This is a genomic window from Mycobacterium sp. E2327, from assembly GCF_001672675.1.
GTDB lineage: Bacteria > Actinomycetota > Actinomycetes > Mycobacteriales > Mycobacteriaceae > Mycobacterium.
Map to the genome: position 1 here is coordinate 1 of NZ_LZKE01000218.1, position 21,635 is coordinate 21,635.

19 protein-coding genes are annotated in these 21,635 nt (G+C 66.2%); 10 read left to right on the forward strand and 9 right to left on the reverse strand.

All coding sequences use genetic code 11. The features are described 5' to 3' along the window. Window positions 1-349 precede the first annotated feature (349 nt). The 5 genes from A5712_RS24760 to A5712_RS24780 all read left to right on the forward strand — a co-directional run bounded on the left by A5712_RS24760 (window position 350) and on the right by A5712_RS24780 (window position 6,757). On the forward strand, window positions 350-772 hold the full coding sequence (locus A5712_RS24760) for an MmpS family protein (RefSeq protein ID WP_068111334.1): 423 nt from the start codon (window positions 350-352) through the stop codon (window positions 770-772). Between the two features lie 59 nt (window positions 773-831). Continuing rightward, complete coding sequence (locus A5712_RS24765) at window positions 832-3,657, forward strand: RND family transporter (protein WP_068111440.1); 2,826 nt, start codon at window positions 832-834, stop codon at window positions 3,655-3,657. Between the two features lie 31 nt (window positions 3,658-3,688). After that, on the forward strand, window positions 3,689-5,371 hold the full coding sequence (locus A5712_RS24770; protein ID WP_068111337.1) for a cytochrome c biogenesis protein DipZ: 1,683 nt from the start codon (window positions 3,689-3,691) through the stop codon (window positions 5,369-5,371). Window positions 5,372-5,516: 145 nt separating this feature from the next. Continuing rightward, on the forward strand, window positions 5,517-6,062 hold the full coding sequence (locus tag A5712_RS24775) for a sigma-70 family RNA polymerase sigma factor (RefSeq protein ID WP_068111340.1): 546 nt from the start codon (window positions 5,517-5,519) through the stop codon (window positions 6,060-6,062). Beyond that, window positions 6,059-6,757 (forward strand): anti-sigma factor domain-containing protein, encoded by a 699-nt coding sequence (locus A5712_RS24780; RefSeq protein ID WP_068111343.1) that lies wholly within the window; start codon window positions 6,059-6,061, stop codon window positions 6,755-6,757. The genes A5712_RS24775 and A5712_RS24780 overlap by 4 nt, the downstream gene beginning before the upstream one ends. Here A5712_RS24780 and A5712_RS24785 read toward each other — a convergent pair. From A5712_RS24785 to A5712_RS24795, 3 genes are read right to left on the reverse strand one after another with little or no spacing between them, the layout of a single operon-like run. After that, entirely contained in the window at window positions 6,750-7,595 is an 846-nt protein-coding gene (locus tag A5712_RS24785) for a hypothetical protein (protein ID WP_068111347.1), read from the reverse strand. The genes A5712_RS24780 and A5712_RS24785 overlap by 8 nt on opposite strands. 10 nt (window positions 7,596-7,605) lie before the next feature. Beyond that, on the reverse strand, window positions 7,606-8,121 hold the full coding sequence (locus A5712_RS24790; protein ID WP_068111350.1) for a mycothiol transferase: 516 nt from the start codon (window positions 8,119-8,121) through the stop codon (window positions 7,606-7,608). Between the two features lie 10 nt (window positions 8,122-8,131). Continuing rightward, window positions 8,132-8,500 (reverse strand): VOC family protein, encoded by a 369-nt coding sequence (locus A5712_RS24795; RefSeq protein ID WP_068111353.1) that lies wholly within the window; start codon window positions 8,498-8,500, stop codon window positions 8,132-8,134. Window positions 8,501-8,623: 123 nt separating this feature from the next. Between A5712_RS24795 and A5712_RS24800 the strand changes: the two genes are divergently transcribed. Further along, entirely contained in the window at window positions 8,624-9,766 is a 1,143-nt protein-coding gene (locus A5712_RS24800) for a hypothetical protein (RefSeq protein WP_156766758.1), read from the forward strand. 147 nt (window positions 9,767-9,913) lie between these two features. Here the strand turns inward: A5712_RS24800 and A5712_RS31065 are convergent, their stop codons facing one another. The 3 genes from A5712_RS31065 to A5712_RS31075 form a co-directional block, all read right to left on the reverse strand. Continuing rightward, entirely contained in the window at window positions 9,914-10,867 is a 954-nt protein-coding gene (locus A5712_RS31065; RefSeq protein ID WP_156766759.1) for a hypothetical protein, read from the reverse strand. Window positions 10,868-10,932: 65 nt separating this feature from the next. Continuing rightward, window positions 10,933-11,235, reverse strand: coding sequence for a hypothetical protein (locus tag A5712_RS31070; protein WP_156766760.1), 303 nt, complete (start codon window positions 11,233-11,235; stop codon window positions 10,933-10,935). A gap of 710 nt (window positions 11,236-11,945) precedes the next feature. Further along, the gene (locus tag A5712_RS31075; protein ID WP_156766761.1) at window positions 11,946-12,785 is read right to left on the reverse strand and encodes a hypothetical protein; all 840 of its coding nucleotides are present in this window, start codon (window positions 12,783-12,785) and stop codon (window positions 11,946-11,948) included. A 947-nt stretch (window positions 12,786-13,732) separates the two neighbouring features. Between A5712_RS31075 and A5712_RS24810 the strand changes: the two genes are divergently transcribed. Genes A5712_RS24810 through A5712_RS24820 form a run of 3 tightly spaced genes read left to right on the forward strand, consistent with a single transcriptional unit; the run spans window position 13,733 to window position 17,322 of the window. Then, a complete protein-coding gene (locus A5712_RS24810; RefSeq protein ID WP_068111363.1) occupies window positions 13,733-15,475 on the forward strand; it encodes an amidohydrolase family protein in 1,743 nt (580 codons plus the stop codon). Between the two features lie 38 nt (window positions 15,476-15,513). After that, window positions 15,514-16,905 carry a PPE family protein gene (locus A5712_RS24815; protein WP_068111366.1) on the forward strand — a complete coding sequence of 464 codons (1,392 nt, stop codon included), beginning with the start codon at window positions 15,514-15,516 and terminating at the stop codon, window positions 16,903-16,905. Window positions 16,906-16,923: 18 nt separating this feature from the next. Next, complete coding sequence (locus A5712_RS24820; RefSeq protein WP_068111369.1) at window positions 16,924-17,322, forward strand: hypothetical protein; 399 nt, start codon at window positions 16,924-16,926, stop codon at window positions 17,320-17,322. 178 nt (window positions 17,323-17,500) lie between these two features. Here the strand turns inward: A5712_RS24820 and groL are convergent, their stop codons facing one another. Continuing rightward, on the reverse strand, window positions 17,501-19,126 hold the full coding sequence (gene groL / locus A5712_RS24825) for a chaperonin GroEL (protein WP_068111372.1): 1,626 nt from the start codon (window positions 19,124-19,126) through the stop codon (window positions 17,501-17,503). 165 nt (window positions 19,127-19,291) lie between these two features. Continuing rightward, the gene (locus tag A5712_RS24830) at window positions 19,292-19,858 is read right to left on the reverse strand and encodes a TetR/AcrR family transcriptional regulator (RefSeq protein ID WP_068111375.1); all 567 of its coding nucleotides are present in this window, start codon (window positions 19,856-19,858) and stop codon (window positions 19,292-19,294) included. Window positions 19,859-19,959: 101 nt separating this feature from the next. Here A5712_RS24830 and A5712_RS24835 point away from each other — a divergent pair, with 101 nt between their 5' ends. Then, window positions 19,960-20,886 (forward strand): SDR family NAD(P)-dependent oxidoreductase, encoded by a 927-nt coding sequence (locus A5712_RS24835; RefSeq protein WP_068111378.1) that lies wholly within the window; start codon window positions 19,960-19,962, stop codon window positions 20,884-20,886. A gap of 18 nt (window positions 20,887-20,904) precedes the next feature. On the opposite strand, the gene A5712_RS24840 is transcribed toward A5712_RS24835, so the two are convergent. Then, window positions 20,905-21,606 (reverse strand): M24 family metallopeptidase, encoded by a 702-nt coding sequence (locus A5712_RS24840; protein ID WP_068111381.1) that lies wholly within the window; start codon window positions 21,604-21,606, stop codon window positions 20,905-20,907. Window positions 21,607-21,635 lie beyond the last annotated feature (29 nt).

Below are 21,635 nucleotides of genomic sequence, written 5' to 3' on the forward strand. Positions count from 1 at the left end.
CACGATCTGCGCAGCATGCGGCGACGGCATCACCCATTCTAACAAGAGCGGGCGAATTAACGACTCACGACACTAGATCCTGGCTCCCACCGGCTATCCCAGGTCACAGCTCGCAGACGATTTCCGGTTACGCACGTGATATGCGTTACACTCCAGGGCGCGAGGGGAAGGAGTCAACGGTCCCAGGGCGGGCGACACACCTGGCCGTGATTTACTTAGGTAAGCCTTGGCTGTTTTCCTACCGGGATCGGCGGACGGGCGCAGCGCGGCGATCCGTAGTTGACCACGTTCGGCGGCGACGGACCGCACGCAGAACTACCGACCGCTGAAAGGGATTCCGATTTTCAAGGTGCTGTCCCGAACGTGGATTCCACTGGTCATCCTGGCGGTCGTCATGGTCGGTGGCTTCATCGTGTATCGGGTGCACGGCTACTTCGGCTCGGAAAAACGCGAATCGTATGCCGACAGCAACCTGCAGAATCCCAAGCCGTTCAACCCGAAACGAATTGTCTACGAGGTCTTCGGGCCGCCCGGAACCCTCGCCGACATCAGCTATTTCGACGTGAACGCCGACCCGCAACGCATCGACGGTGCGCCGTTGCCGTGGACGCTGCGCGTCACCACCGACAAGGCGGCCATGATGGGAAACCTCACGGCGCGGGGCGATAGCGACAGCATCGGCTGCCGCATCACGGTGGACGACGTGGTCAAGGCCGAGCGAATCTCCAACGGCGTCCACGCCTTCACCTTCTGCGTGGTGAAGTCCGCGTGACCAGTCGATTCACCGAATTCGCGCGCGACGCCCACCCCGAGCGGCCGTTCATCGCGCGAATGATTCACACCCTCGCGGTGCCCATCATCCTGTTCTGGGTGGGCGTGGCCATCGTCCTCAGCCTGTTCGTCCCGTCGCTGGAAGTGGTCGGGCAGGAGCGGTCGGTGTCGTTGAGCCCAAAGGACGCACCGTCATTCGTGGCGATGAAGCAGATCGGCCATGCGTTCAACGAGGGCGAGACCGACAGCTCGGCGATGATCGTGCTGGAGGGCAACCAGCCCCTCGGCGACGACGCCCACCGGTACTACGACACCGTGATCCGCAAGTTGCGCGAGGACAAGGCGCACGTGCTGAGCATCCAGGACTTCTGGGGCGATCCGCTCACGGCGGCGGGCGCGCAGAGCAACGACGGCAAGGCCGTGACCGTTCAGGTCAACCTCGCCGGTAATCAGGGCGAGCCGTTGGCCAACGAATCGGTCGAGTCCGTCCGCAACATCGTGAACAGCGTGCCCGCGCCGCCCGGGGTCAAGGCGTACGTCACCGGGGTCTCGGCGATGGCCGCGGACCTGCACCACAGCGGCGACAAGTCCATGGTCAGGATCACGCTGACGACGGTCGCGGTGATCCTCATCGTGTTGTTGTTCGTCTACCGGTCGATCCTCACCGTGATCCTGTTGCTGATCACGGTCGGCTTCGAATTGACCGCGGCGCGCGGAGCCGTCGCCGTGATCGGGCACTTCGGGCTCATCGGGCTTTCCACCTTCGCGGTCAGCCTGCTCACCTCGCTGGCGATCGCGGCCGGGACGGACTACGGCATCTTCATCGTCGGCCGGTATCAGGAGGCCCGCCACGCCGGCGAAGACAAGGAATCGGCCTTCTACACCATGTACCGCGGGACGGCCCACGTCATCCTGGGCTCCGGCCTGACGATCGCCGGCGCGATGTTCTGCCTCAGCTTCGCGCGGATGCCGTACTTCCAGACCCTCGGTATTCCGTGCGCGGTGGGGATGCTGCTCGCGGTGCTGGTCGCGCTCACGCTGGGCCCCGCGATCCTCACCGTCGGCAGCCGGTTCGGCGTCTTCGACCCCAAGCGCAAGCTCGGGGTGCGTGGCTGGCGCCGGGTCGGCACCGCGGTGGTCCGCTGGCCGCTTCCGATCCTCGCCGTCACGTGTGCGGTCGCCCTGGTCGGCCTGCTGACGCTGCCCGGCTACCGGGCCAACTACAACGACCGCGAGTACCTGCCCAGCACCATCCCCGCCAACGCCGGGCTGACGGCGGCGGACCGCCACTTCTCCCAGGCGCGGATGAAGCCGGAGATCTTGATGATCCAGGCCAACCACGACATGCGTAACCCGACCGACTTCCTCGTCCTGGACCGGTTGGCAAAGGGCATCTTTCGGGTCCCGGGAATCTCCCGCGTCCAGGCGATCACCCGGCCGGACGGGACGACGATGGACCACACGTCGATCCCGTTCCAGATGAGCATGCAGAACGCCGCTCAGACGCAGACCATGAAATACCAGCGCGACCAGATGGACAACATGGTCAAGCAGGCCGACGAGATGACCAAGACGATCGCCAACATGCAGCGGATGTACGACTTGATGACGCAGCTCGTCGGCACCACGCACCGCATGGTCGGCGACACCGAACAGATGCAGCAGATCACCAACGAGCTGCGGGACCGCATCTCGGACTTCGACGACTTCTGGCGGCCGATCCGCAGCTACTTCTATTGGGAGAGGCACTGTTTCGACATCCCGATCTGCTGGTCGATTCGCTCGATATTCGACGCGCTGGACGGCCTGGACCAGATCGACGAGAAACTCAACACGTTGGTCGGTGACATCAAGGATCTGGACCGGCTGATGCCGCAGATGGTCGCCCAGTTCCCGCCGATGATCCAGACCATGGTGAACATGCGGACCATGATGCTGGACATGCACAGCACGATGTCCGGGATCTTCGACCAGATGAACGAGATGAGCGACAACGCGACGGCGATGGGCCACGCCTTCGACGCCTCCAAGAACGACGACTCGTTCTATCTGCCGCCGGAAGTGTTCAAGAACAAAGACTTTCAGCGCGCCATGAAGAACTTCCTGTCCCCCGACGGGCACGCGGCGCGCATGATCATCCTGCATCGCGGCGACCCCGCGTCGGCCGAGGGCATCGCCAGCATTGACAAGATCCGCACCGCGGCCGAGGAGTCGCTCAAGGGCACCCCGCTGGAGGACGCGAAGATCTACGTCGCCGGCACGGGGGCCGTCTTCAAGGACATCGCCGAGGGCGCCAAGTGGGACCTGGTGATCGCCGGGGTCTCGTCGCTGTGCCTGATCTTCATCATCATGTTGATCCTGACCCGCGCGCTGGTCGCCGCCGCGGTCATCGTTGGCACGGTGGCGGTTTCGCTGGGCGCCTCGTTTGGGCTGTCGGTGCTCGTCTGGCAGCACATCCTCGGCATCGATCTGCACTGGATGGTGCTGGCCATGTCGGTGATCGTGTTGTTGGCCGTGGGCTCCGACTACAACCTGTTGCTGGTCTCCCGGTTCAAGCAGGAAATTCACGCCGGCCTGAACACCGGCATCATCCGGTCGATGGGCGGCACCGGCAAGGTGGTGACCAACGCGGGCCTGGTGTTCGCGTTCACGATGGCGTCCATGGTCGTCAGCGACGTGCGCATCGTCGGGCAGGTGGGCACCACGATCGGGCTGGGCCTGATGTTCGACACGTTGATCATCCGCGCGTTCATGACCCCGTCCATCGCCGCGCTGCTGGGCCGCTGGTTCTGGTGGCCGATGCGGGTGCGCTCGCGGCCCCTGCGGGTTCCGACGCAGCCGGTGCAACCCCACCCGCCGGACCGCTCCCTGGCCTACAGCGACTAATCCGTAACTGCCGCGGCTCCGAATAACGACCATGCCCACAGTCGCGTTGATCGGATTCCTCGGCGGCCTGATCACCGGCGTCTCGCCGTGCATCCTGCCGGTGCTTCCGGTGGTGTTCTTCTCCGGGGCCGGCAGCTCGCGTGACACCGCCCCGCCGGCCCGGCCGTACCTGGTGATCGCCGGGCTGGTCTGCAGCTTCAGCGTGGTCACCCTGGCCGGCTCGGCCCTGCTGTCGGCGCTGCACCTGCCGCAGGACGCGATCCGCTGGGCCGCGCTGGTGACGCTGACGCTCATCGGCCTCGGCTTGATCTTCCCGCCGCTGGCGCACCTGATCGAGCGCCCGTTCGCCCGCATCCCGCTGCCCCAGCTCGGCCCGAAGCGCTTGAGCGGCAACGGTTTCGGGCTGGGTCTGACGCTGGGCGCGCTGTATGTGCCGTGCGCGGGACCGGTGCTGGCCGCGATCGTCGTCGCGGGCGGCACCGCCTCCATCGGCCCGCCGGTGCTGGTGCTGACGGCGGCGTTCGCGATCGGCACCGCGCTGCCGCTGCTCGTTTTTGCGCTGGCCGGGCGGCGCCTCGCCGAGCGTGTCTCCGCGTTCCGCCGCCGGCAACACGTGATCCGGGTCGCCGGCGGAATCACGATGATCGTGCTGGCCGCGGCGCTGGTCTTCAACCTGCCCGCCACGCTGCAGCGCGCCGTCCCCGACTACACCACGGCGATGCAAAAAGGCATCGGGGCCAACCAGATTCGCCACCAGCTGGGCGGCGCGATGTCGGGCCAGCTGTCCGACTGCGTCGACGGTTCCAACCGACTGCAGCAGTGCGGCCCGGCCCCCGCCCTCACCGGGATCACCGGGTGGCTCAACACCCCGGGCGGCGCGCCAATCGACCTGGCCTCGCTGCGCGGCAAGGTGGTCCTGATCGACTTCTGGGCCTACTCCTGCATCAACTGCCAGCGCGCCATCCCGCACGTCGTGGGCTGGTTCAACCGCTACCGCGACGACGGTTTGGTCGTCATCGGCGTGCACACCCCCGAGTACGCGTTCGAACGGGTTCCCGCCAACGTGGCCAGCGGCGCCGCCGCGTTGCACATCACCTATCCCGTTGCGCTGGACAACGACTACGCGACCTGGAACGGCTACCAGAACCTGTACTGGCCGGCCGAGTACCTCATCGACGCCAACGGCGCGATCCGCCACACCAAGTTCGGCGAGGGTGACTACGACGCGACCGAACAGCTGATCCGCGACTTGCTCGTCGCCGCCAACCCGGACGTCAAGTTGCCCGCCGCATCGAACGCGGTGGACGACACCCCGCGGAGCAGGCTCACGCCGGAGACCTACCTGGGCGCCGGCAAGGCCGTCAACTACGGCGGCGCCGGCGAATACAAGCTGGGCACCGCCGCGTTCGCGTACCCGGCGACCTTGCCCGACGACCGGTTCGCGCTGCGCGGGCGCTGGACACTGGACGACCAGGGCGCCACCGCGGCGAGCGATGACGCTGCCATCCGGTTGAACTACACCGGCAAGAGCGTCTACGTCGTCCTCGGCGGCACCGGCACGATCACGGTGACCAGGGGCGGCAAGACCACCGTGACAACGGTCGGCGGGCCGCCCACCCTGCACCAGGTCGCCTCCGACGACACCGCGCACCGCGACCAGCTCGACATGCAGGTCGGCAAAGGCCTGCAAGTGTTTTCGTTCACATTCGGTTGAGCCCATCCACCCCGGTGGCGGCTCCGAATCACCGGTGTGGATCAGCCTGGTGCACATGCTGCGGCGAATACCGGGAACGGACGGCGTATTTCTTTCCCCGCCACCGGCATAGGCGCACCGATGACGGACGCTAGGCTACCGATCGATGAGCAACGAGCTCGACACCTTGCTGCGCCAGGTCGCGCGCGGGGACAGCGCCGCCTTCGCCACGATCTACGACCTCACCAAGGCTCGGGTGTACGGACTGGTGACGCGGGTGGTGCGTGATCCCGGCTACAGCGAAGAAACCACCCAGGAGGTCTATCTCGAGGTGTGGCGCTCGGCGTCGCAGTACGACCCGGCCAAAGGTTCGGCCCTGGCGTGGCTGCTGACCATGGCGCACCGGCGGGCCGTGGACCGGGTGCGCGCCGAACAGGCCGGCAGCAGGCGCGAATCCCGCTACGGCGCCGCCAGTGTCGAGCCCGCCGGTGACGTGGTCGCCGACTCGGCGATTTCCGGCGACGAGCGTCGCCGGGTGGCCCAATGCCTCGACGGGTTGAGCGACGCGCAGCGACAGTGCATCGAACTGGCCTACTACCAGGGGCTGACGTACAGCGAGGTGTCGCAGCGGCTGGCCGCCAACTTGTCGACGATCAAATCGCGCATCCGCGACGCGCTGCGCGGCCTGCGTAACTGCCTGGACGTGCCATGACTGAGCCGACCGAATTCGAACTGCTCGAGCTGGCCACGCCGTATGCCCTGCACGCGGTGTCGGACGCGGAGCGCGCCGAGATCGAGCGCCTGCGCGCCGCGGCGCCGTCGTCGGTGGCGGCGGCCTTCGATGACGAGGTCCGTGCCGTCCGCGAGACGATGGCGGTCGTGTCGGCGGCCACCGCGAGCGAACCGCCGGCACAGCTGCGGGACGCCACGCTGTCGGCCGTAAAGCCGAACAATGTCCGCCAAATACCTTGGCGCAGAGCCGTGTTGGCTTCCGCCGCGGCGGCGGTCGTGGTGGGCGCCGCGGCGTTCGGCGCCGGCGTGCTGATGCGCCCCCCGGCGAAGCCCACGGTCGCCGAACAGATCATGTCAGCCCCGGACGTCCAGACGGTCTCGCGTCCCCTGGCCAACGGGACCGCGACGGTGATGTTCTCCCGTGACCGCAACGCGGCGCTGCTGGTGATGAACAACGTGCCGCCCCCGTCCCCCGGCACCGTCTATCAGATGTGGCTGATCGGGGCCAACGGCCCGACCTCGGCCGGCACGATGGACGCGGCCGCCGTGTCGCCGTCGACCAAAGACACGCTCACCAACATCGGCGCCTCCACCGAGCTCGCGTTCACCGTCGAGCCCGGCAAGGGATCGCCGCAGCCGACCACCCCGATCCTGGCCGAGCTGCCGCTCAGCTAGGGCTTTTCCGCAGCCCGCCCAGGACCGCCGCGAGCACCCCAGCGGCGACGAGCGCTACCCCGGCGACCAGGGTCAGGTCGAGCCAGCCGCGCAGGCCGGCCTCGGCGTGGGCGACTATCACCTCGCCGATCTGGCGGACGTTACCGGTGGTGCGGTTGAGCGCGTCGTTGACGTAGCGGCCGCTCGCCTCGATGCAGGCCCAGCCCGCCCCGCCGACGAGCAGCGCCGAGACGCCCAGGCTGGTCAGCGCCTTGCCGCGGCCGCGCGCGGCGGCCAGCGTCAGGAGCGCGCACAGACCGCTCAGGGCCGCCGCGCCGGCGCTGATCCACGGCCCCCACCTGGCCAGCGCGCTCAGCCGCCCCGGCCGCACCGACGACGGCATCGACACCGTGAGGGGCACCGTCAGGTTCGCCGGCACGGTCACGTGGTGCCGGGCCAGCACCTGCTGCATCGCGGCGTCGTTGAGCATCGGGGCCACGTCGATCGCCCATTCCGCGGACCCGTCCGCGGTGAACAGGTAGCGGTGTGCCGCCCGGTTCGCCCGGGCGAACAGCGGCGGGAACCCCGGCCCGGCCGTGAAGGCGGCGGCGACAGCGTGCACCTCCGAGCCGTCCACGGGATAACGCCCCCCGCCGTGCGCCGCGATCAGCGCCATGGCCCGGGTGGTGAGCTCGGCCGCCATCGCCGACTGCAGGGCGGGATCGCCGGCGGCGCGCTGCGCCAGCGCGGCGTAGCCGTCCTCGCTGACGAGGTTGCGCTGCGCCCACGACGCCGGGATCGCTACGGCCAGGGCGAGCGTGGCGGCCAGCCACAGCAGCACGGTCGCGGCGAATCGCACGCCCTAGAACCTACTGAATGCCCCGCACATAGGCGGCCTGCCCGAGGTGCTGGGCGCAGTCGTCGATGATGCTCACCAGCCGGGCGCTGGCCGTCACCGGCGGGTCCCAATTGGTGTCGACGACGCGGGACAGCTCGCCGGCGGTCACGCTGGCGATGTATTCGAGGGTCAGCTTGTGCACCGCGTGGTAGTAGCCGGCCAGCAGCTCCGCCGGCGCCTTGACCTTCGCCACCTCGTCGGGGCCGTGCCCGTAGCCGGTGTCGTTGCGCGGCAGGTCCAGCCCGAAGCGGTCCACCCAGCCGTCGCGCGTCCACACCTGCTCGACGCCGGCCACGTGGGCCAGCTGAATGTCCTGCACCCGCGCGCTGTGCCAGATCAGCCAGGCGATGCTGTTGGCGTTCGGCGTCGGGCGGTAGTCGGCCACCTCGTCGGTCAGGCCGTCGACGAGCTCGTCGACGTGCTCGATCAACCGGGTGAACGCGTCGCGAAGCAGTTCCTGTGTGGCGGCGTCACTTTCAGCTCCCATACGGCCGACACTACGCGCCGCGCCAGACCGCCTCGACGTTGTTGCCGTCGGGATCGCGCACGAACGCGCCGAAATAGCCGGGGTGGTATTCGGGCCACAGCCGCGGCTCGTGCAACGACTCGGCGCCCCGTTCCACGGCCGCCCGGTGAAACGCGCGCACCGCGTCCTCGTCGGCGGCCGCGAAGGCCAGGTGCACCTCCCGAGCCGGACCCATCCCCGCCCCGTCGGAGATCCAGAACGTGGGTTTGCCGTCGCGGCCGTACCCGATGGCCCGGCCGAAATCCATTTGCCGTGAAAACCCGAGCACTCCCAGCACGCTGTCGTAAAAATCCTGCGATTTCGGATAATCGGCGCAATTGATTCCGACGTGATCGATCACGGAAGAGATCCTGGCACGATCCACCGGGGTGAGGTAGGGCTGCGTCGGAACTGAAGTCGTTTGCTGGGCCGGATTCCGGCGACGTGCATGGTGTCAGTGCGTCTGTTGTGACATTCTGCTGGTGTGTCCGCTGATCCGACGAATCCGCCGCCGTCCGATACGACTGTGGAATGGTGGAGCAGGCTGACGCGCCGCCGGAGCAAAGCCACTCCTACAACATCTGACGGCAGCCATCCAGCCCCCGCCCGTGGCGCCGCCGACGGTCCGGGTAGGCCCGGCGACACGGCAGAGAAGTTCGCGCAGCAGATTCGCACGTTGACGTTATCTTTTGTGCTCTTCTACGTAATTGCGTGTCCGGTCCTCGGATTTTCCTTGAGCAATCATTGGGGACGTGAGCCTTTCACGATAACGTTCGCTGCCATACTGATCGCTTTGGCGTCCGCATGTCTGGGAGGCTTTCTCGGATTCATCTTTGCCATACCGCGCGAGCTGCAGTCGACACAACTTGACGCCGACTCCAAGTCGGCCCGCTACATCGGCAACACCAACCTTGAACAGATTTCAGACTGGCTAACCAAGGTCCTAGTTGGTATATCGCTGGTGCAGATCGGCAAAGTGCCTGCGGCACTCGAAGCTCTGGGGCGCCAGTTGGCACCGCTGCTCGGTTCGTATGGGCCTAGTGGCGGCGTTGGAGTAGTGCTTTCCATGACTGCGGCCGTCGCCGCGTTCTTGCTCGGATACCTATACACCCGGGTTATCGTTCTATGGTTGTTCGCGGCTACCGGCAGCGATATTGAGAATTACTCGAAGAGGATAGCCCAGGAAAATGCGGTCGAGGCGACCAAAGCCGCTGTAGCAGCCAGCGTCGAAAAAGCAGTGGGGGACAACCTTCCCGACGAACTCCGCGATAACCTGCTCGAATCCATTCGCGACGAGGTCGAGAAATCGGCTGTCACGGTCGATTTCGGCCCACTCGACCCCCGGCTGGGCGCTGTCAAGGTTCCGGTGTCTGACTACACAACCGTCCGCGACTTACTGAACTTCATCTACGGATTATTGCCTGACTGGGTGCCCGCCTTTACCTACGGTGACGAATGGCTGCTTCGTCGCCCTCACGACGGGCAGATGTTTCTCGACATGGGCACCACTTGGGCGCGCAAACACAGTCGGAGCTCAGGCACAGACGACCGACCACTGGCGAGAGTGGGAATCAAACCGGGCGATTTGCTGCAAGTCATCCCGGGCGCCGTGCCACTGGACCGTTAGCCCTGCAAACATTCGTCAGCCAGCAGCCATGCCGTGCGACGGCGTAGATTACGTCGAGGGCAAGCGGCGATCCATCGACGCGCAGACCAGTTCAGCGCGACACAATATGCACCCAGGGGGCTCTCTTAATTGCGTCTGGTCAAAGTGCTACCCGCTGGTCTTGGTTGCGTTGCCTGGTATGTCGTGAATTAAGCCGTCAACCGGAAAGTGTGGGTAGTTCGGCCAGTCGTGATGTTTGATGCTGGTGTCGAAGTACGCGCGGCGCGCGGTCCGGGGGTAGCCGACGATGCGGAATGGCTCTCCGGCCTCGTTGTAGATCGATACCGGTGGCCCTGCGTCGAAGGCGACTTCGAGGTGGTATCGAATGTCGCCGCCGTACCACGGCGCGAACACCCCGGCAATGAATCCAATGGACTCGCCGCGCACCAACTCGTAAGTGTATTCATCAAGGTAGTGGCGGGTTGTCGGCGCTCCATACTCATCTTGCACGCGGGCATTCAGGTCGGGCGATCCGAGGTCGAACGCTATTTCTCCCTTGGCGGTACCGCCTTGGGGTGCTGCGTAGTAAACGGTTCCCGCCGGGACAGGTCGCCGCTCGTCGATGACTGCCTTAATGCTTGCTATGCGAGTGGCTGTGTGGTGGGTTCCGGTCAGGTCGAACGACAGTCTGGATCTGACCAGATCAGCTCCGTTGGTTCGATTTCGATACGGCATGCTTGTTCTGATTGCTCGGTCATGGCCCGGAAATCTAGTGTTGTACATGCCCCGTTCGGCGTCGGGCGGTATGTCGATCACGTCATCGGAGAGCCAGCTGAACCACGGTTTTGGCGGCTCGGTAAGAATCACATTGGCCGCAGGTTTCTTACGGTCAGCCCGATCATGGGCATCGGTCACCTTGTTGTCCGCAGCAAAGTCGCGGCGGGGGCGAAGGAAACGAGCATAGATCCAAGCTGCGATCACGCCTCCTACCACCGCGAGCAGAATTGTGGTGATGGCGTGCCCGGCAGACGCGACAGCGGTGCTTACCCGATCAACCAGTTCTCGAAGGACACCGCAACCAGCGTGTCGGCAGATGTGGAGCATTTTGATCAACGCCTGCATTTCATCGCCGGCATCTGCAGCGTGGCGATCAATAGATTGAGTACGGTTGCGGGAAACAATCTAAGTTAGAAGTCTCCATTGGTCGGCTCGGTATCGGGGGCAGGCGCTACTGGGTTTGATCCATATGGGCTTCCGCCCAGTGTTTCATCGCCTCCCCACATTCGAGCGGAAGACACGCCGGTATTCAATGCCGAGAATCCGCTAAGGCATGGTGTATAGGCCACATCGGTCACAACCGTAACAGCGGAGCGGGCTTCTCCGATGTCCGCACCGTTTTCGGCGACGTATTGCAAGTTGTCGTTGTTGTCGTCATAGGTGTGGCAGCTTCGGCGGCGGGTATAGGTGCTGCTCCAGGTCGCGTCGCGCAAGCGCGCCGCTCGACGGTATCCACTAATGCTTGGCGACCTGTTAGTTGTTGGACGCCTCGCCCGGCTCATCGCGGCCGCCGGACTCGCAGCAAAGCGGCTGGCTAAGTCGCCATTCGGGCTGGCTATCAAGCGAGCGCCTCGCCCATCGTTTATTCACGCATAATGACCAGGAAACAATAGGAATCGAACGGATCCATCAGGTTCTCTCCTCCGCGAAAGCCATTGCCGCGCAACGTATAACAGGGTGTAACCGGAATCGACCGGATCCGCCGTCCGAGAATCCGGCGATCGCGGATTCAGGCCGCCAACCTCACTATGCAACTCGGCATGACGGCGGTTTCAAGGTTGTCGATGCCGCCGAGTGAAAGCCCTTGCCGGAAAATCAACCGCCGAGCGGGGACAGTAGGCGCAGATGGCGAGTCGATCATGGGAGGCCGCGCCAACTGTCCCGTTAGGTGTATTCGTAGCGTCGCCGCGATCGTACTGGCGAATCGTGGCCATTGGAGAGGCCAGGACGCGAATCGCCGTACCCTGACCGGGACTGGCGCGGGTTCTGTCGCTGTGAATGCGGCGTAGTCCGACCGCTCGACGGGCACCTTGCCGATGCGTACGCACTCGCAGGAGGTCTGCGGCTTGTGCGCCCCGCGCGAGCGCACTACTCGGTGGGAGCCTTGGTGCCCAGCACCCCATGCGTTTCGGCTTGTGAGGCATTACTTTTGATGCTGACGGGGTGGGTTACCGGGTCCTAGGCCTAATTCCTTGCGTCGTGCAGCCACGGCATCCCGTACCTTCTCAGCTCCTGCTTTGTTATGCGGGTAGACCGGCGATGCGGGATGGGCTGCGAAAAACCAGATGAAAGACGCGGCTTCCCCGCGTCGCAATGGTCGATGCGTTAAGAGGTCTGGAAACGTATCGGCTCCGCACGGAATCTCCACCAACGGCTCGTCTGCGAAGACGTTGTACTGTCGAAACGCCTTTAGAAGGTGCAACTCCGCGTCGCCCGCGGGACGAAGTGCCGATACGACTGATGTGCCCACGACCCAGGAGGCATGCGTGATGCCCCCGAGCATTTCACCTGTGGTGTCGCAGCGAACGCCATGGCCAACATGTCCGTGCCGCCATTCGGGAAAGCTGCTGCGTCCGATAAACACATACCAATCGTTGAGGTCGTCGCCGCTGAAGAGCCGGTCATAGTCTGTACGCGGCAAGACGGTACTTGGCTGGGCGGTCAACGAATACATGATCGCAACCTTGATCGCCCAGCGTCGGAGATCGCTGGGTTCGCATGTTTCGCTGTCTGGGTTGATAACCCAACGTTCGACGGCTAAGTCGAGCCGATTCATCCAGCCGCTGTTACATTTCGAGCAGACGTAGCGCACTGTGAGTTCGAACAATGGGTCGGGCCGCGTCGTCATAGGCGAGTCGAGACCGTCTTGCCTGTCCAACCGGCGGTTGCCGGCTGGCAGATTGAGCTTCTTGCGAAACGCGCGTTTGAAGATGTGTTCAGACGTGACGGGCGTCCTGCCGCAGAATACGCACTTTCGTGCCACCGCCAACAGGCTACGCCCGCCCCCGGACTTCACTAGCCATCCCAGCCGTCGATGTTGGACGTGCCGCCGCCGGCTCACGTCGTGCGCGGCTCGTATCGGCCAGCGCGTTGTTCGAGCGCGCACGAGTGTGGTCATGATGCCAGCACCGCTGGCGCCCGGGGGTGACCGATGGCGATAGCCGCGCCGGCGACGCTGGCCCGCTCGGGATGCCGGTTTGCTTCCTATCTGTGTCCTTCGCCCTCTCCAATTCATCAGGGCCCGTAGGGTTTAGCAATAGCAGTCCGGGACAGGAACTGGACACAGGCCCACTAACGACACCCAAAGAGCACGGTGCTAGATATTCATCCCTCTATGGTTAGGCTCTACCATCACCACCCGAAGCACCGTCAGATCGATTCGCACCCGCCGTGCTCGCCGCGCGACCGATGCGTCTTACACCATTCGCGGAACGCTTCAACCTCGTCGTCAAGCTCCTGCATATCCCGTTGTATATGGCAGGCCTTGCACATCGGCATGTAGAACTCGGGGAACTGCGAATACGGGAGAATGGTTCGTACAGGATCAAAATCGTCTCGCGTGTCGTGGTACCGCCCGGTCGGTCGGTGCAGTCGTAAGCCCAGTCCGCAGGAGGCTTACCGCTCAACGCACAGGTGCGCTTCGCAGCGCCCCATAAAGCCCCACCGTTGTTGTGCCCCGTGGTAGGTCACCTCATCCCACAGCGACCACTGATGGACAGACCGTTGTCCTGCAGCTCAGTTGTGGTCACGGGTTACGAACTGCGTTAGCGAGGCTAGGCTTCAATGGTGGACGCTAATGGTGGACACGTGCGATGTGTCCAATCGACACGTAGTCCATTGCCCCAGCTCGTTAGTGGCACTTTCGCGGCACTTTCGGACACGTCATACCTGTTTGAGCAGCTCAAACGGTCAAAGTAGGAGATTATTTAGATGACCTACGACCTGATCATCCGCAACGGCAGCATCGTCGACGGGCTGGGCGGTGAGCCGTACGTCGGCGACGTGGCGGTGAAAGACGGCGTCATAGCGGCCGTCGGGTCCGTGAACGGGAATGGCGCCACGCGGGAGATCGACGCGACCGGCCTGCTGGTCACGCCCGGCTTCGTCGACCTGCACACCCACTACGACGGCCAGTCCATCTGGTCGGAGCGGCTGACGCCGTCGTCCGCGCACGGGGTGACCACGGTCGTGATGGGCAACTGCGGGGTCGGGTTCGCGCCGTGCCGCCGCGAGGACCACGACGTGCTCGTCGACGTGATGGCCGGGGTCGAGGACATTCCCGGCGTCGTCATGACCGACGGCCTGCCATGGAACTGGGAGACCTTCCCCGAATACATGGACGCGCTGGACGCGGGCAAGCGCGATATCGACGTGGCCGCCTATCTGCCGCACTCGCCGCTGCGCGTGTACGTGATGGGTCAGCGCGGCGCCGACCGTGAGCCGGCCACCGCCGAAGACCTGGCCAAGATGCGGGCGCTGGCCAAGGAGGCGATCGAGGTCGGCGCGCTGGGCTTCGCGTCGTCGCGGCTGACGATCCACAAGACCGAAAGCGGTTCGCCCATACCGAGTTACGACGCCGCCCGCGAGGAGATCGAAGAGATCGCCCGGGGCGTGGTCGACGGCGGCGGGGGCCTGCTCCAGTTCGTGCCCGACATCCCGGCCGGCGGCTATCAGCCCGTCCTGCAGACGGTGTTCGACGTGGCCGAGGACGTCGGGCTGCCGGTCACGTTCACCCTGGTCGTCGCCAACGCGGGCGACCCGACGTGGCCGGACGCCATCACCATGATCGAGAAGGCCAACTCGAGGACGGCCGGGGACGAGCCGCAGGTCACCGCCCAGCTGCTGCCGCGCCCGATCGGGTTGATCATCGGGCTGCAACTGTCCGCCAACCCGTTCGTGCTCTACCCCAGCTACCGCGAGATCGCGCACCTGCCGCTGGCCGAGCGGGTCGCCGAGATGCGCAAGCCGGAAGTCCGCGCCCGCATCCTGGCCGACAAGCCCGGCGTCGGCCACCCCATCCTGTACGTGGCCCAGATGTGGGACTGGATCTTCCCGCTGGGCGACAACCCCGACTACGAGCCCGACCCGTCGACCAGCGTCGGGGCCCGCGCCCGGGCCCGCGGGGTGGACCCGATGGAGGAGGCCTACGACCGGCTGCTCGACGACGACGGCCGCGCGATGCTGCTGGTCGCGACCAGCAACCTGCAGGGCAACTCGCTGGACACCGTCGGCGAGCTGCTGCACCGCGACGACGTCGTGCTCGGACTCGGCGACGGCGGCGCGCACTACGGGATGATCTGCGACGCCAGCTACACGACGTACTTCCTGGCCCACTGGGCCCGCGACCGCAAGTCCGGGCGGTTCACGGTGCCGGAGGCCGTGCGCGAGCTGACCTCCGTGCCGGCCCGCGTCGCCGGTCTGGGCGACCGCGGCCGGATTGCCGTCGGCTACAAGGCCGACCTCAACGTCATCGATCACGCCGCCCTGCGGCTGCACAAACCCGTGATCCGGCACGACCTACCCGCCGGGGGCCGGAGGCTGGACCAGACCGCAGAAGGATATGTGACAACGGTGGTTTCCGGTGAAATAATTGCCGAAAATGGCGTTCCGACAGCCGCGCGGCCAGGGAAGTTGGTCCGGGGCCGAAAGCCTATTCCGGTACCTGGTCGATAACGCCACGAAGGGCGGCCCTTCCCGGTTAAGTTGGGTTAGTGACAAGCCCGCATTTTGCGTGGTTGCCGCCAGAAATCAACTCGGCACTTATCTTCGCCGGTCCCGGGGCGGCGCCGCTGCTTGCTGCGGCCGCCGCATGGGATGGGTTGGCCGAGGATCTGGCGTCTTCGGCTTCGTCATTCTTCTCGGTGACAAACGATCTGGCCAACGGTTCGTGGCAGGGCGCGTCGGCGGCCGCGATGATGACCGTGGCGACGCAGTACGTGAGCTGGCTCAGCGCGGCGGCCGCTCAGGCCGAGGCGGCATCGAGCCAGGCCGCGGCCATTGCGGCCGCGTTCGAGACTGCGGTGGCGGCCACAGTGCAGCCCGCGGTGGTGGCGGCCAACCGCGCCCTGGTGCAGGCCTTGGCGGCCACGGACTGGTTCGGATTCAACATTCCCGCGATCATGGACACCGAGGCGGCCTACGAGGCGATGTGGGCAACCGACGTCGCCGCGATGTTCGGCTACCACGCCGACGCGTCCTCGGCCGTCGCGCAATTGGCGCCCTGGCAGCAGGTCCTGCAGAAGCTCGGTTTCAGCTTCGCCAATGGCCGAATGAGTTTCGGCCCCATAACGATGGGCAATTCGAACATCGGTTTCGGCAACAGCGGCAGCCTGAATGTCGGTTCCGGAAATTCGGGTAACAACAACTTCGGCTTGGGCAACCTCGGAAATAACAACTTCGGCTTCGGCAACAGCGGCACCAACGACTTCGGGATCGGGCTGACCGGGAGCAATCAGATCGGCTTCGGCGGCTTTAACTCGGGCAGCGGCAACATCGGGTTGTTCAACTCGGGCACCGGCAACATCGGCTTTTTCAACTCCGGCAGCGGCAACTTCGGCATCGGGAATTCGGGCGTCTCGAATACCGGCTTCCTGAATTCCGGGTCGGTCAATGCCGGCGTTTTGAACACCGGCACCGCCAACACCGGTTTCTTCCAGGAGAACGGGCTGGGCAGCGCGGAGGCGCTCAACTCCAGCCACTACATGACGGGCGGCGTCAGCGCGGCCAACCTCAGCTCGGGCCTGCTCAACTCGGTCAGCGCGTCGACCGGCGGCCTGGCCCCGGCCGCCGGATCGAGCCTGCTCAGCAACGCGAGCTTCGCGGCGCCGGCCGACGCCAGCGCCCTCGCCAGCGGCCTCGAAGCCGGCCACGCGAATTCCTCGGTCAGCGCGGCGGGTGGCCCCACCCCCACCCCGCCGGCCCTGCGGACCACGACGGGGGCGAGCGCCCCGTCGGGCTTCTTCGCCGCCGGCAACGCCGACCCCGGTGTGCGGACCCTGACCGGCCGGGAGTCCAACATCCCCAGCTCCGGCTTCTTCAACAAGGGCGAGCGCGGCCCCGACGTCCCCGACCCCGGTACCAGGGAGCCGCTCCTAACCGACTAGCGGCCTATCCTCGAAGCCATGCGCACGAAGAAAAAAGTCGACGTCGAGCGGCTGGCCGCGGCGCTCCCGGACTTCCCGTTCGCCTATCTGATCACCGTCGGCGAGGACTATCGCGTGCACACCGTGACGGTCGAGCCGCGGCTGCATGACGGCGCGGTTCTCGACATCGGGCTCATCGGCGGCCGCACGCGCACCAACCTGGCCCACCGCCGCGACGTCACCCTGCTCTGGCCCCCGCGCGAGCCCGGGGGTTACTCGCTGATCGTCGACGGCAGCGCCGAGGTGACCGAGTCGGACGACGACACCGTCCGCCTGGGCGTCGTGCCGGAGCGCGCGCTGCTGCACCGCGAGGCCGACTCCCCCAGCGTCGCCAAAGGCTGCCTGCACGACTGCGTGGTGTTCTCGCGGCCGGCCTGATTCGTGCGCCCAGGCATCGAGTGTGAGCTCAGGGCGTTGCGGGTGAAACCACGGCGAAAAAATCGCCGGAATCCCGCCGTGGCTTCACACTGAAAGCCGTAGGTTCACACACACTCGCGGACACGAAAAAGCCCGGCCCACTCGGCATTTCGAGGGACCGGGCTTTTTCGTTGACTTACTAGAAGTCCATACCGCCCATGCCGCCGGTCGGGTCGCCCGCGGGAGCGGCCGCCTTCTCCGGCTTGTCGGCCACGACGGCCTCGGTCGTCAGGAACAGCCCCGCGATGGACGCCGCGTTCTGCAGCGCCGAACGGGTCACCTTCACCGGGTCGGCAACGCCGGCCTTGAGCAGGTCCTCGTACTCGCCGGTGGCGGCGTTCAAGCCGGTGCCGGCCTTCGAGTTGCGGACCTTCTCGGCGACCACGCCGGGCTCCAGCCCGGAGTTGAAGGCGATCTGCTTCAGCGGAGCCTCCAACGCCACCTTGACGATGTTGGCGCCGGTGGCCTCGTCGCCCTTGAGCTTCAGCTCGTCCAGGGCCGGTGCCGCCTGCAGCAGGGCCACGCCGCCACCGGCGACGATGCCCTCCTCGACGGCCGCCTTGGCGTTGCGGACCGCGTCCTCGATGCGGTGCTTGCGCTCCTTGAGCTCCACCTCGGTGGCGGCGCCGGCCTTGATCACCGCAACACCGCCGGCCAGCTTGGCCAGGCGCTCCTGCAGCTTCTCGCGGTCGTAGTCGGAGTCGCTGTTCTCGATCTCGGTGCGGATCTGGGCCACCCGGCCGGCGATGGCGTCCGGGTCACCGGCGCCCTCGACGATGGTGGTCTCGTCCTTGGTGATGACCACCTTGCGGGCCTTGCCCAGCAGCGAGATGTCGGCGGTCTCGAGGGACAGGCCGACCTCTTCGCTGATGACCTGACCACCGGTAAGGATGGCCATGTCCTGCAGCATCGCCTTGCGCCGGTCGCCGAAGCCGGGAGCCTTGACGGCCACCGACTTGAAGGTGCCGCGGATCTTGTTGACCACCAGGGTGGACAGAGCCTCGCCCTCGACGTCCTCGGCGATGATCAGCAGCGGCTTACCGCCCTGGATGACCTTCTCCAGCAGCGGCAGCAGGTCCTTGACGGTCGACACCTTGGAGCTGACCAGCAGGATGTAGGGGTCCTCCAGGACCGCTTCCTGACGCTCGGCGTCGGTGACGAAGTAGCCCGAGATGTAGCCCTTGTCGAACCGCATGCCCTCGGTGAGCTCGAGCTGCAGGCCGAAGGTGTTGGACTCCTCGACGGTGATGACGCCCTCGTTGCCGACCTTGTCCATCGCCTCGGCGATCAGGTCGCCGATCGACTGGTCGCCCGCGGAGATGGCCGCGGTGGCCGCGATCTGCTCCTTGGTCTCGACGTCCTTGGCCGACTTCAGCAGGGTCTCGGTGATCTTCTCGACGGCCTTCTCGATGCCGCGCTTGAGGCCGAGCGGGTTGGCGCCCGCCGCGACGTTGCGCAGGCCCTCTTTCACCAGGGCCTGGGCCAGCACCGTGGCCGTCGTCGTGCCGTCACCGGCGACGTCGTCGGTCTTCTTGGCAACTTCCTTGACCAGCTCGGCGCCGATCTTCTCGTACGGGTCCTCCAGCTCGATCTCCTTGGCGATGGACACACCATCGTTGGTGATCGTGGGGGCACCCCACTTCTTCTCCAGGACGACGTTGCGGCCCTTGGGCCCCAACGTCACCTTTACCGCGTCGGCGAGGCTGTTCAAGCCTCGCTCGAGGCCGCGACGGGCCTCTTCGTCGTACGCAATTGTCTTGGCCATTGCGAAGTGATTCCTCCGGATAGGGGATGACACGTCCTGGCCGGGTGCAGTGCCCGCGACGGACGACCAAGCTGGTCTCACCGTCCCGACCTAGCACTCACCGGTGGCGAGTGCCAACGTCATTCTTAGCACTCGCCTATGCCGAGTGCAAGAACGGCCCCCGCGTTATCGCTGCGCGCGTAAACCGTCGACGACGACGTCGGTCACCCGCCCGGCCAGCGCCGAGTCGTACGCCTCCATCGCCTGGCAGCCGACCAGGATCGCCTTCAGATCCCGCATGTCGACGTCGCGCCGCGCGGTGCCCGCTTCCTGCGCGGCACGCAGCAGCTCGCCGAGCATGGCCTTGAACGCGTCCTCGGCCTCGGGGGCGGCGCAGGCGATGTCGATTCCGTAGCCGGCCAGCGCGTCGGCCAGGCCGCGGTCCGCCGCGCCCCACTGCAACACCATGGAGCGCAGGAAGGTGAAGAGCGCTTTCCCCGGCCCCTCGGACTCCAGCAGGGCGCGCCCGTCGTCGACGAGGCGCTGCATCCGGTTTTCGATCACGGCCAGAAACAGCGCCTCCTTGGTCGGGAAGTGCCGGTAGACCGTGCCGGCCCCGACCCCGGCGCGCCGGGCGATCTCGTCGATCGGCACCGACAGCCCCTCGGCCGCGAACGTGTCGTAGGCAACCTCCAGCACGCGCGCCCGGTTACGCGCCGCGTCGGCGCGCAGCGGCCGGGTGGGTTGCGCCATAAGTTCACCTCAAGTCGGTTGACAAAGCGGGGCGCGCGTTCCGTATAGTGGGGACAACCGGAGCGCTCGCCCCGTTTACCTTACTAGTTTAGGAGCTTTTCATGCCCCTTTCTGAGGCCAAGTGGACCGCCGCGGACATTCCCGACCAGACCGGCCGCGTCGCCGTCATCACGGGAGCGAACACCGGGCTGGGCTACGAGACCGCCCTTGCGCTCGCCGACCACGGCGCCCACGTGGTGCTGGCCGTGCGCAACCTCGACAAGGGCAAGGACGCCGCGGCCCGGATCACCGCGCAGAGCCCGCACGCCGACGTCGCGCTGCAAGAGCTCGACCTGACGTCGCTGGCGTCCGTCCGCGCCGCGGCCGAGCAGCTGCGTTCCGCCCACGACCGCATCGACCTGCTGATCAACAACGCCGGCGTCATGTACACGCCGAAGGAAACCACCCAGGACGGCTTCGAGATGCAGTTCGGCACCAACCACCTCGGCCACTTTGCGCTCACCGGCCTGTTGCTGGACCGGCTGCTGCCCGTCGCCGGCTCCCGGGTCGTCACCGTCAGCAGCATGGGCCATCGCATCCTCGCCGACATCCACTTCGACGACCTGCAGTGGGAGCGCCGGTACAACCGCGTGGCGGCGTACGGCCAGGCCAAGCTGGCCAACCTGCTGTTCACCTACGAATTGCAGCGCCGGCTCGCCCCGCACGGCACGACGATCGCCGCCGCCGCCCACCCCGGCGGGTCGAACACCGAGCTGGGCCGCTACACGCCCACCGCGTTCCGGCCGCTCGTCAACGTGTTCTTCAACGTGATTGCGCAGGACGCGGCCAGGGGCGCGCTCCCGACGCTGCGCGCCGCCACCGACCCGGGCGTGCTCGGCGGCCAGTACTACGGGCCCGACGGCCTCGGCGAGACGCGCGGCTACCCCAAGCTGGTGGGCTCCAGCGCGAAGTCCCACGACGTCGACAAGCAGCGGCGGCTGTGGGCCGTCTCCGAGGAGCTCACCGGGGTGGTCTATCCGTTCGACTGACGGGCCGGCCCCGCCGGTTCACGGCAGATCGAGCAGCTGCTCGTAGAAGCCGCCGAAGCCGCGGACCCGATCGACCAGATGGATTTCGAGGATCCAGTGGCAACGGCGACCGGTCGGGTCCGTGCGCCGCATCGGCTTGTTCGAGCCGGGCTTGATGTACCACTCGACCCCGTCGCCGGCGATCTTCTTGTGCGGGAACTCCCCCAGCAGATGGCCCGCGATGTGGCTGCCCCACTCGAAGCCCTCCGCGTGGGCCGCCCCGACGACGTAGTCGAACAACTGGGCGCCGGTGACGTCCGGGTGGTCGTCGAAATAGCGGCGCCCGGCGTCCCACACCCGGGGCAGCGCATCGCGGACGGCCGTCTTGTGCGGATCGTCGCCCAACACGAACGTGCGCCCGAAGTCGGCCTCCCACTCCTCGAAGATCGGTCCCAGATCGAGGAAGACGATGTCGTCCTCGGCGATCGCGCGGTCCGGCGGGTGAGCCTTGAAGGGCTGCAACGTATTCGGGCCGGCCCGCACGATCCGGCGATGCCAGTGCCGGGTCACGCCGAGCATGTCCTCGGCGAGGCGGGCGATGTCGTCGGACAACTCCTGTTCGCCGACGCCCGGGCGGATCATCGTGCGGCGTTCGATCTCGTCGAACAGTTGCGATGCCTTCGTCTGGGCGTCGAGAAGCCGTTCCACGCGCCGTTGTTCGTCGTCGGTCCGCCCCTCCACACCGGCGATGCTAACTGGCAAGCTGGAAA

Coding starts and splice junctions, on each gene's coding strand:
- A5712_RS24790 (WP_068111350.1), bottom strand. CDS start 8,121: ATGGGAGCTGAAAGTGACGCCGCCACACAGGAACTGCTTCGCGACGCG.
- A5712_RS24765 (WP_068111440.1), top strand. CDS start 832: ATGATTCACACCCTCGCGGTGCCCATCATCCTGTTCTGGGTGGGCGTG.
- A5712_RS31065 (WP_156766759.1), bottom strand. CDS start 10,867: ATGCAGGCGTTGATCAAAATGCTCCACATCTGCCGACACGCTGGTTGC.
- A5712_RS24830 (WP_068111375.1), bottom strand. CDS start 19,858: ATGGCGCAACCCACCCGGCCGCTGCGCGCCGACGCGGCGCGTAACCGG.
- A5712_RS24775 (WP_068111340.1), top strand. CDS start 5,517: ATGAGCAACGAGCTCGACACCTTGCTGCGCCAGGTCGCGCGCGGGGAC.
- A5712_RS24820 (WP_068111369.1), top strand. CDS start 16,924: ATGCGCACGAAGAAAAAAGTCGACGTCGAGCGGCTGGCCGCGGCGCTC.
- A5712_RS24770 (WP_068111337.1), top strand. CDS start 3,689: ATGCCCACAGTCGCGTTGATCGGATTCCTCGGCGGCCTGATCACCGGC.
- A5712_RS24835 (WP_068111378.1), top strand. CDS start 19,960: ATGCCCCTTTCTGAGGCCAAGTGGACCGCCGCGGACATTCCCGACCAG.
- groL (WP_068111372.1), bottom strand. CDS start 19,126: ATGGCCAAGACAATTGCGTACGACGAAGAGGCCCGTCGCGGCCTCGAG.
- A5712_RS24810 (WP_068111363.1), top strand. CDS start 13,733: ATGACCTACGACCTGATCATCCGCAACGGCAGCATCGTCGACGGGCTG.
- A5712_RS24780 (WP_068111343.1), top strand. CDS start 6,059: ATGACTGAGCCGACCGAATTCGAACTGCTCGAGCTGGCCACGCCGTAT.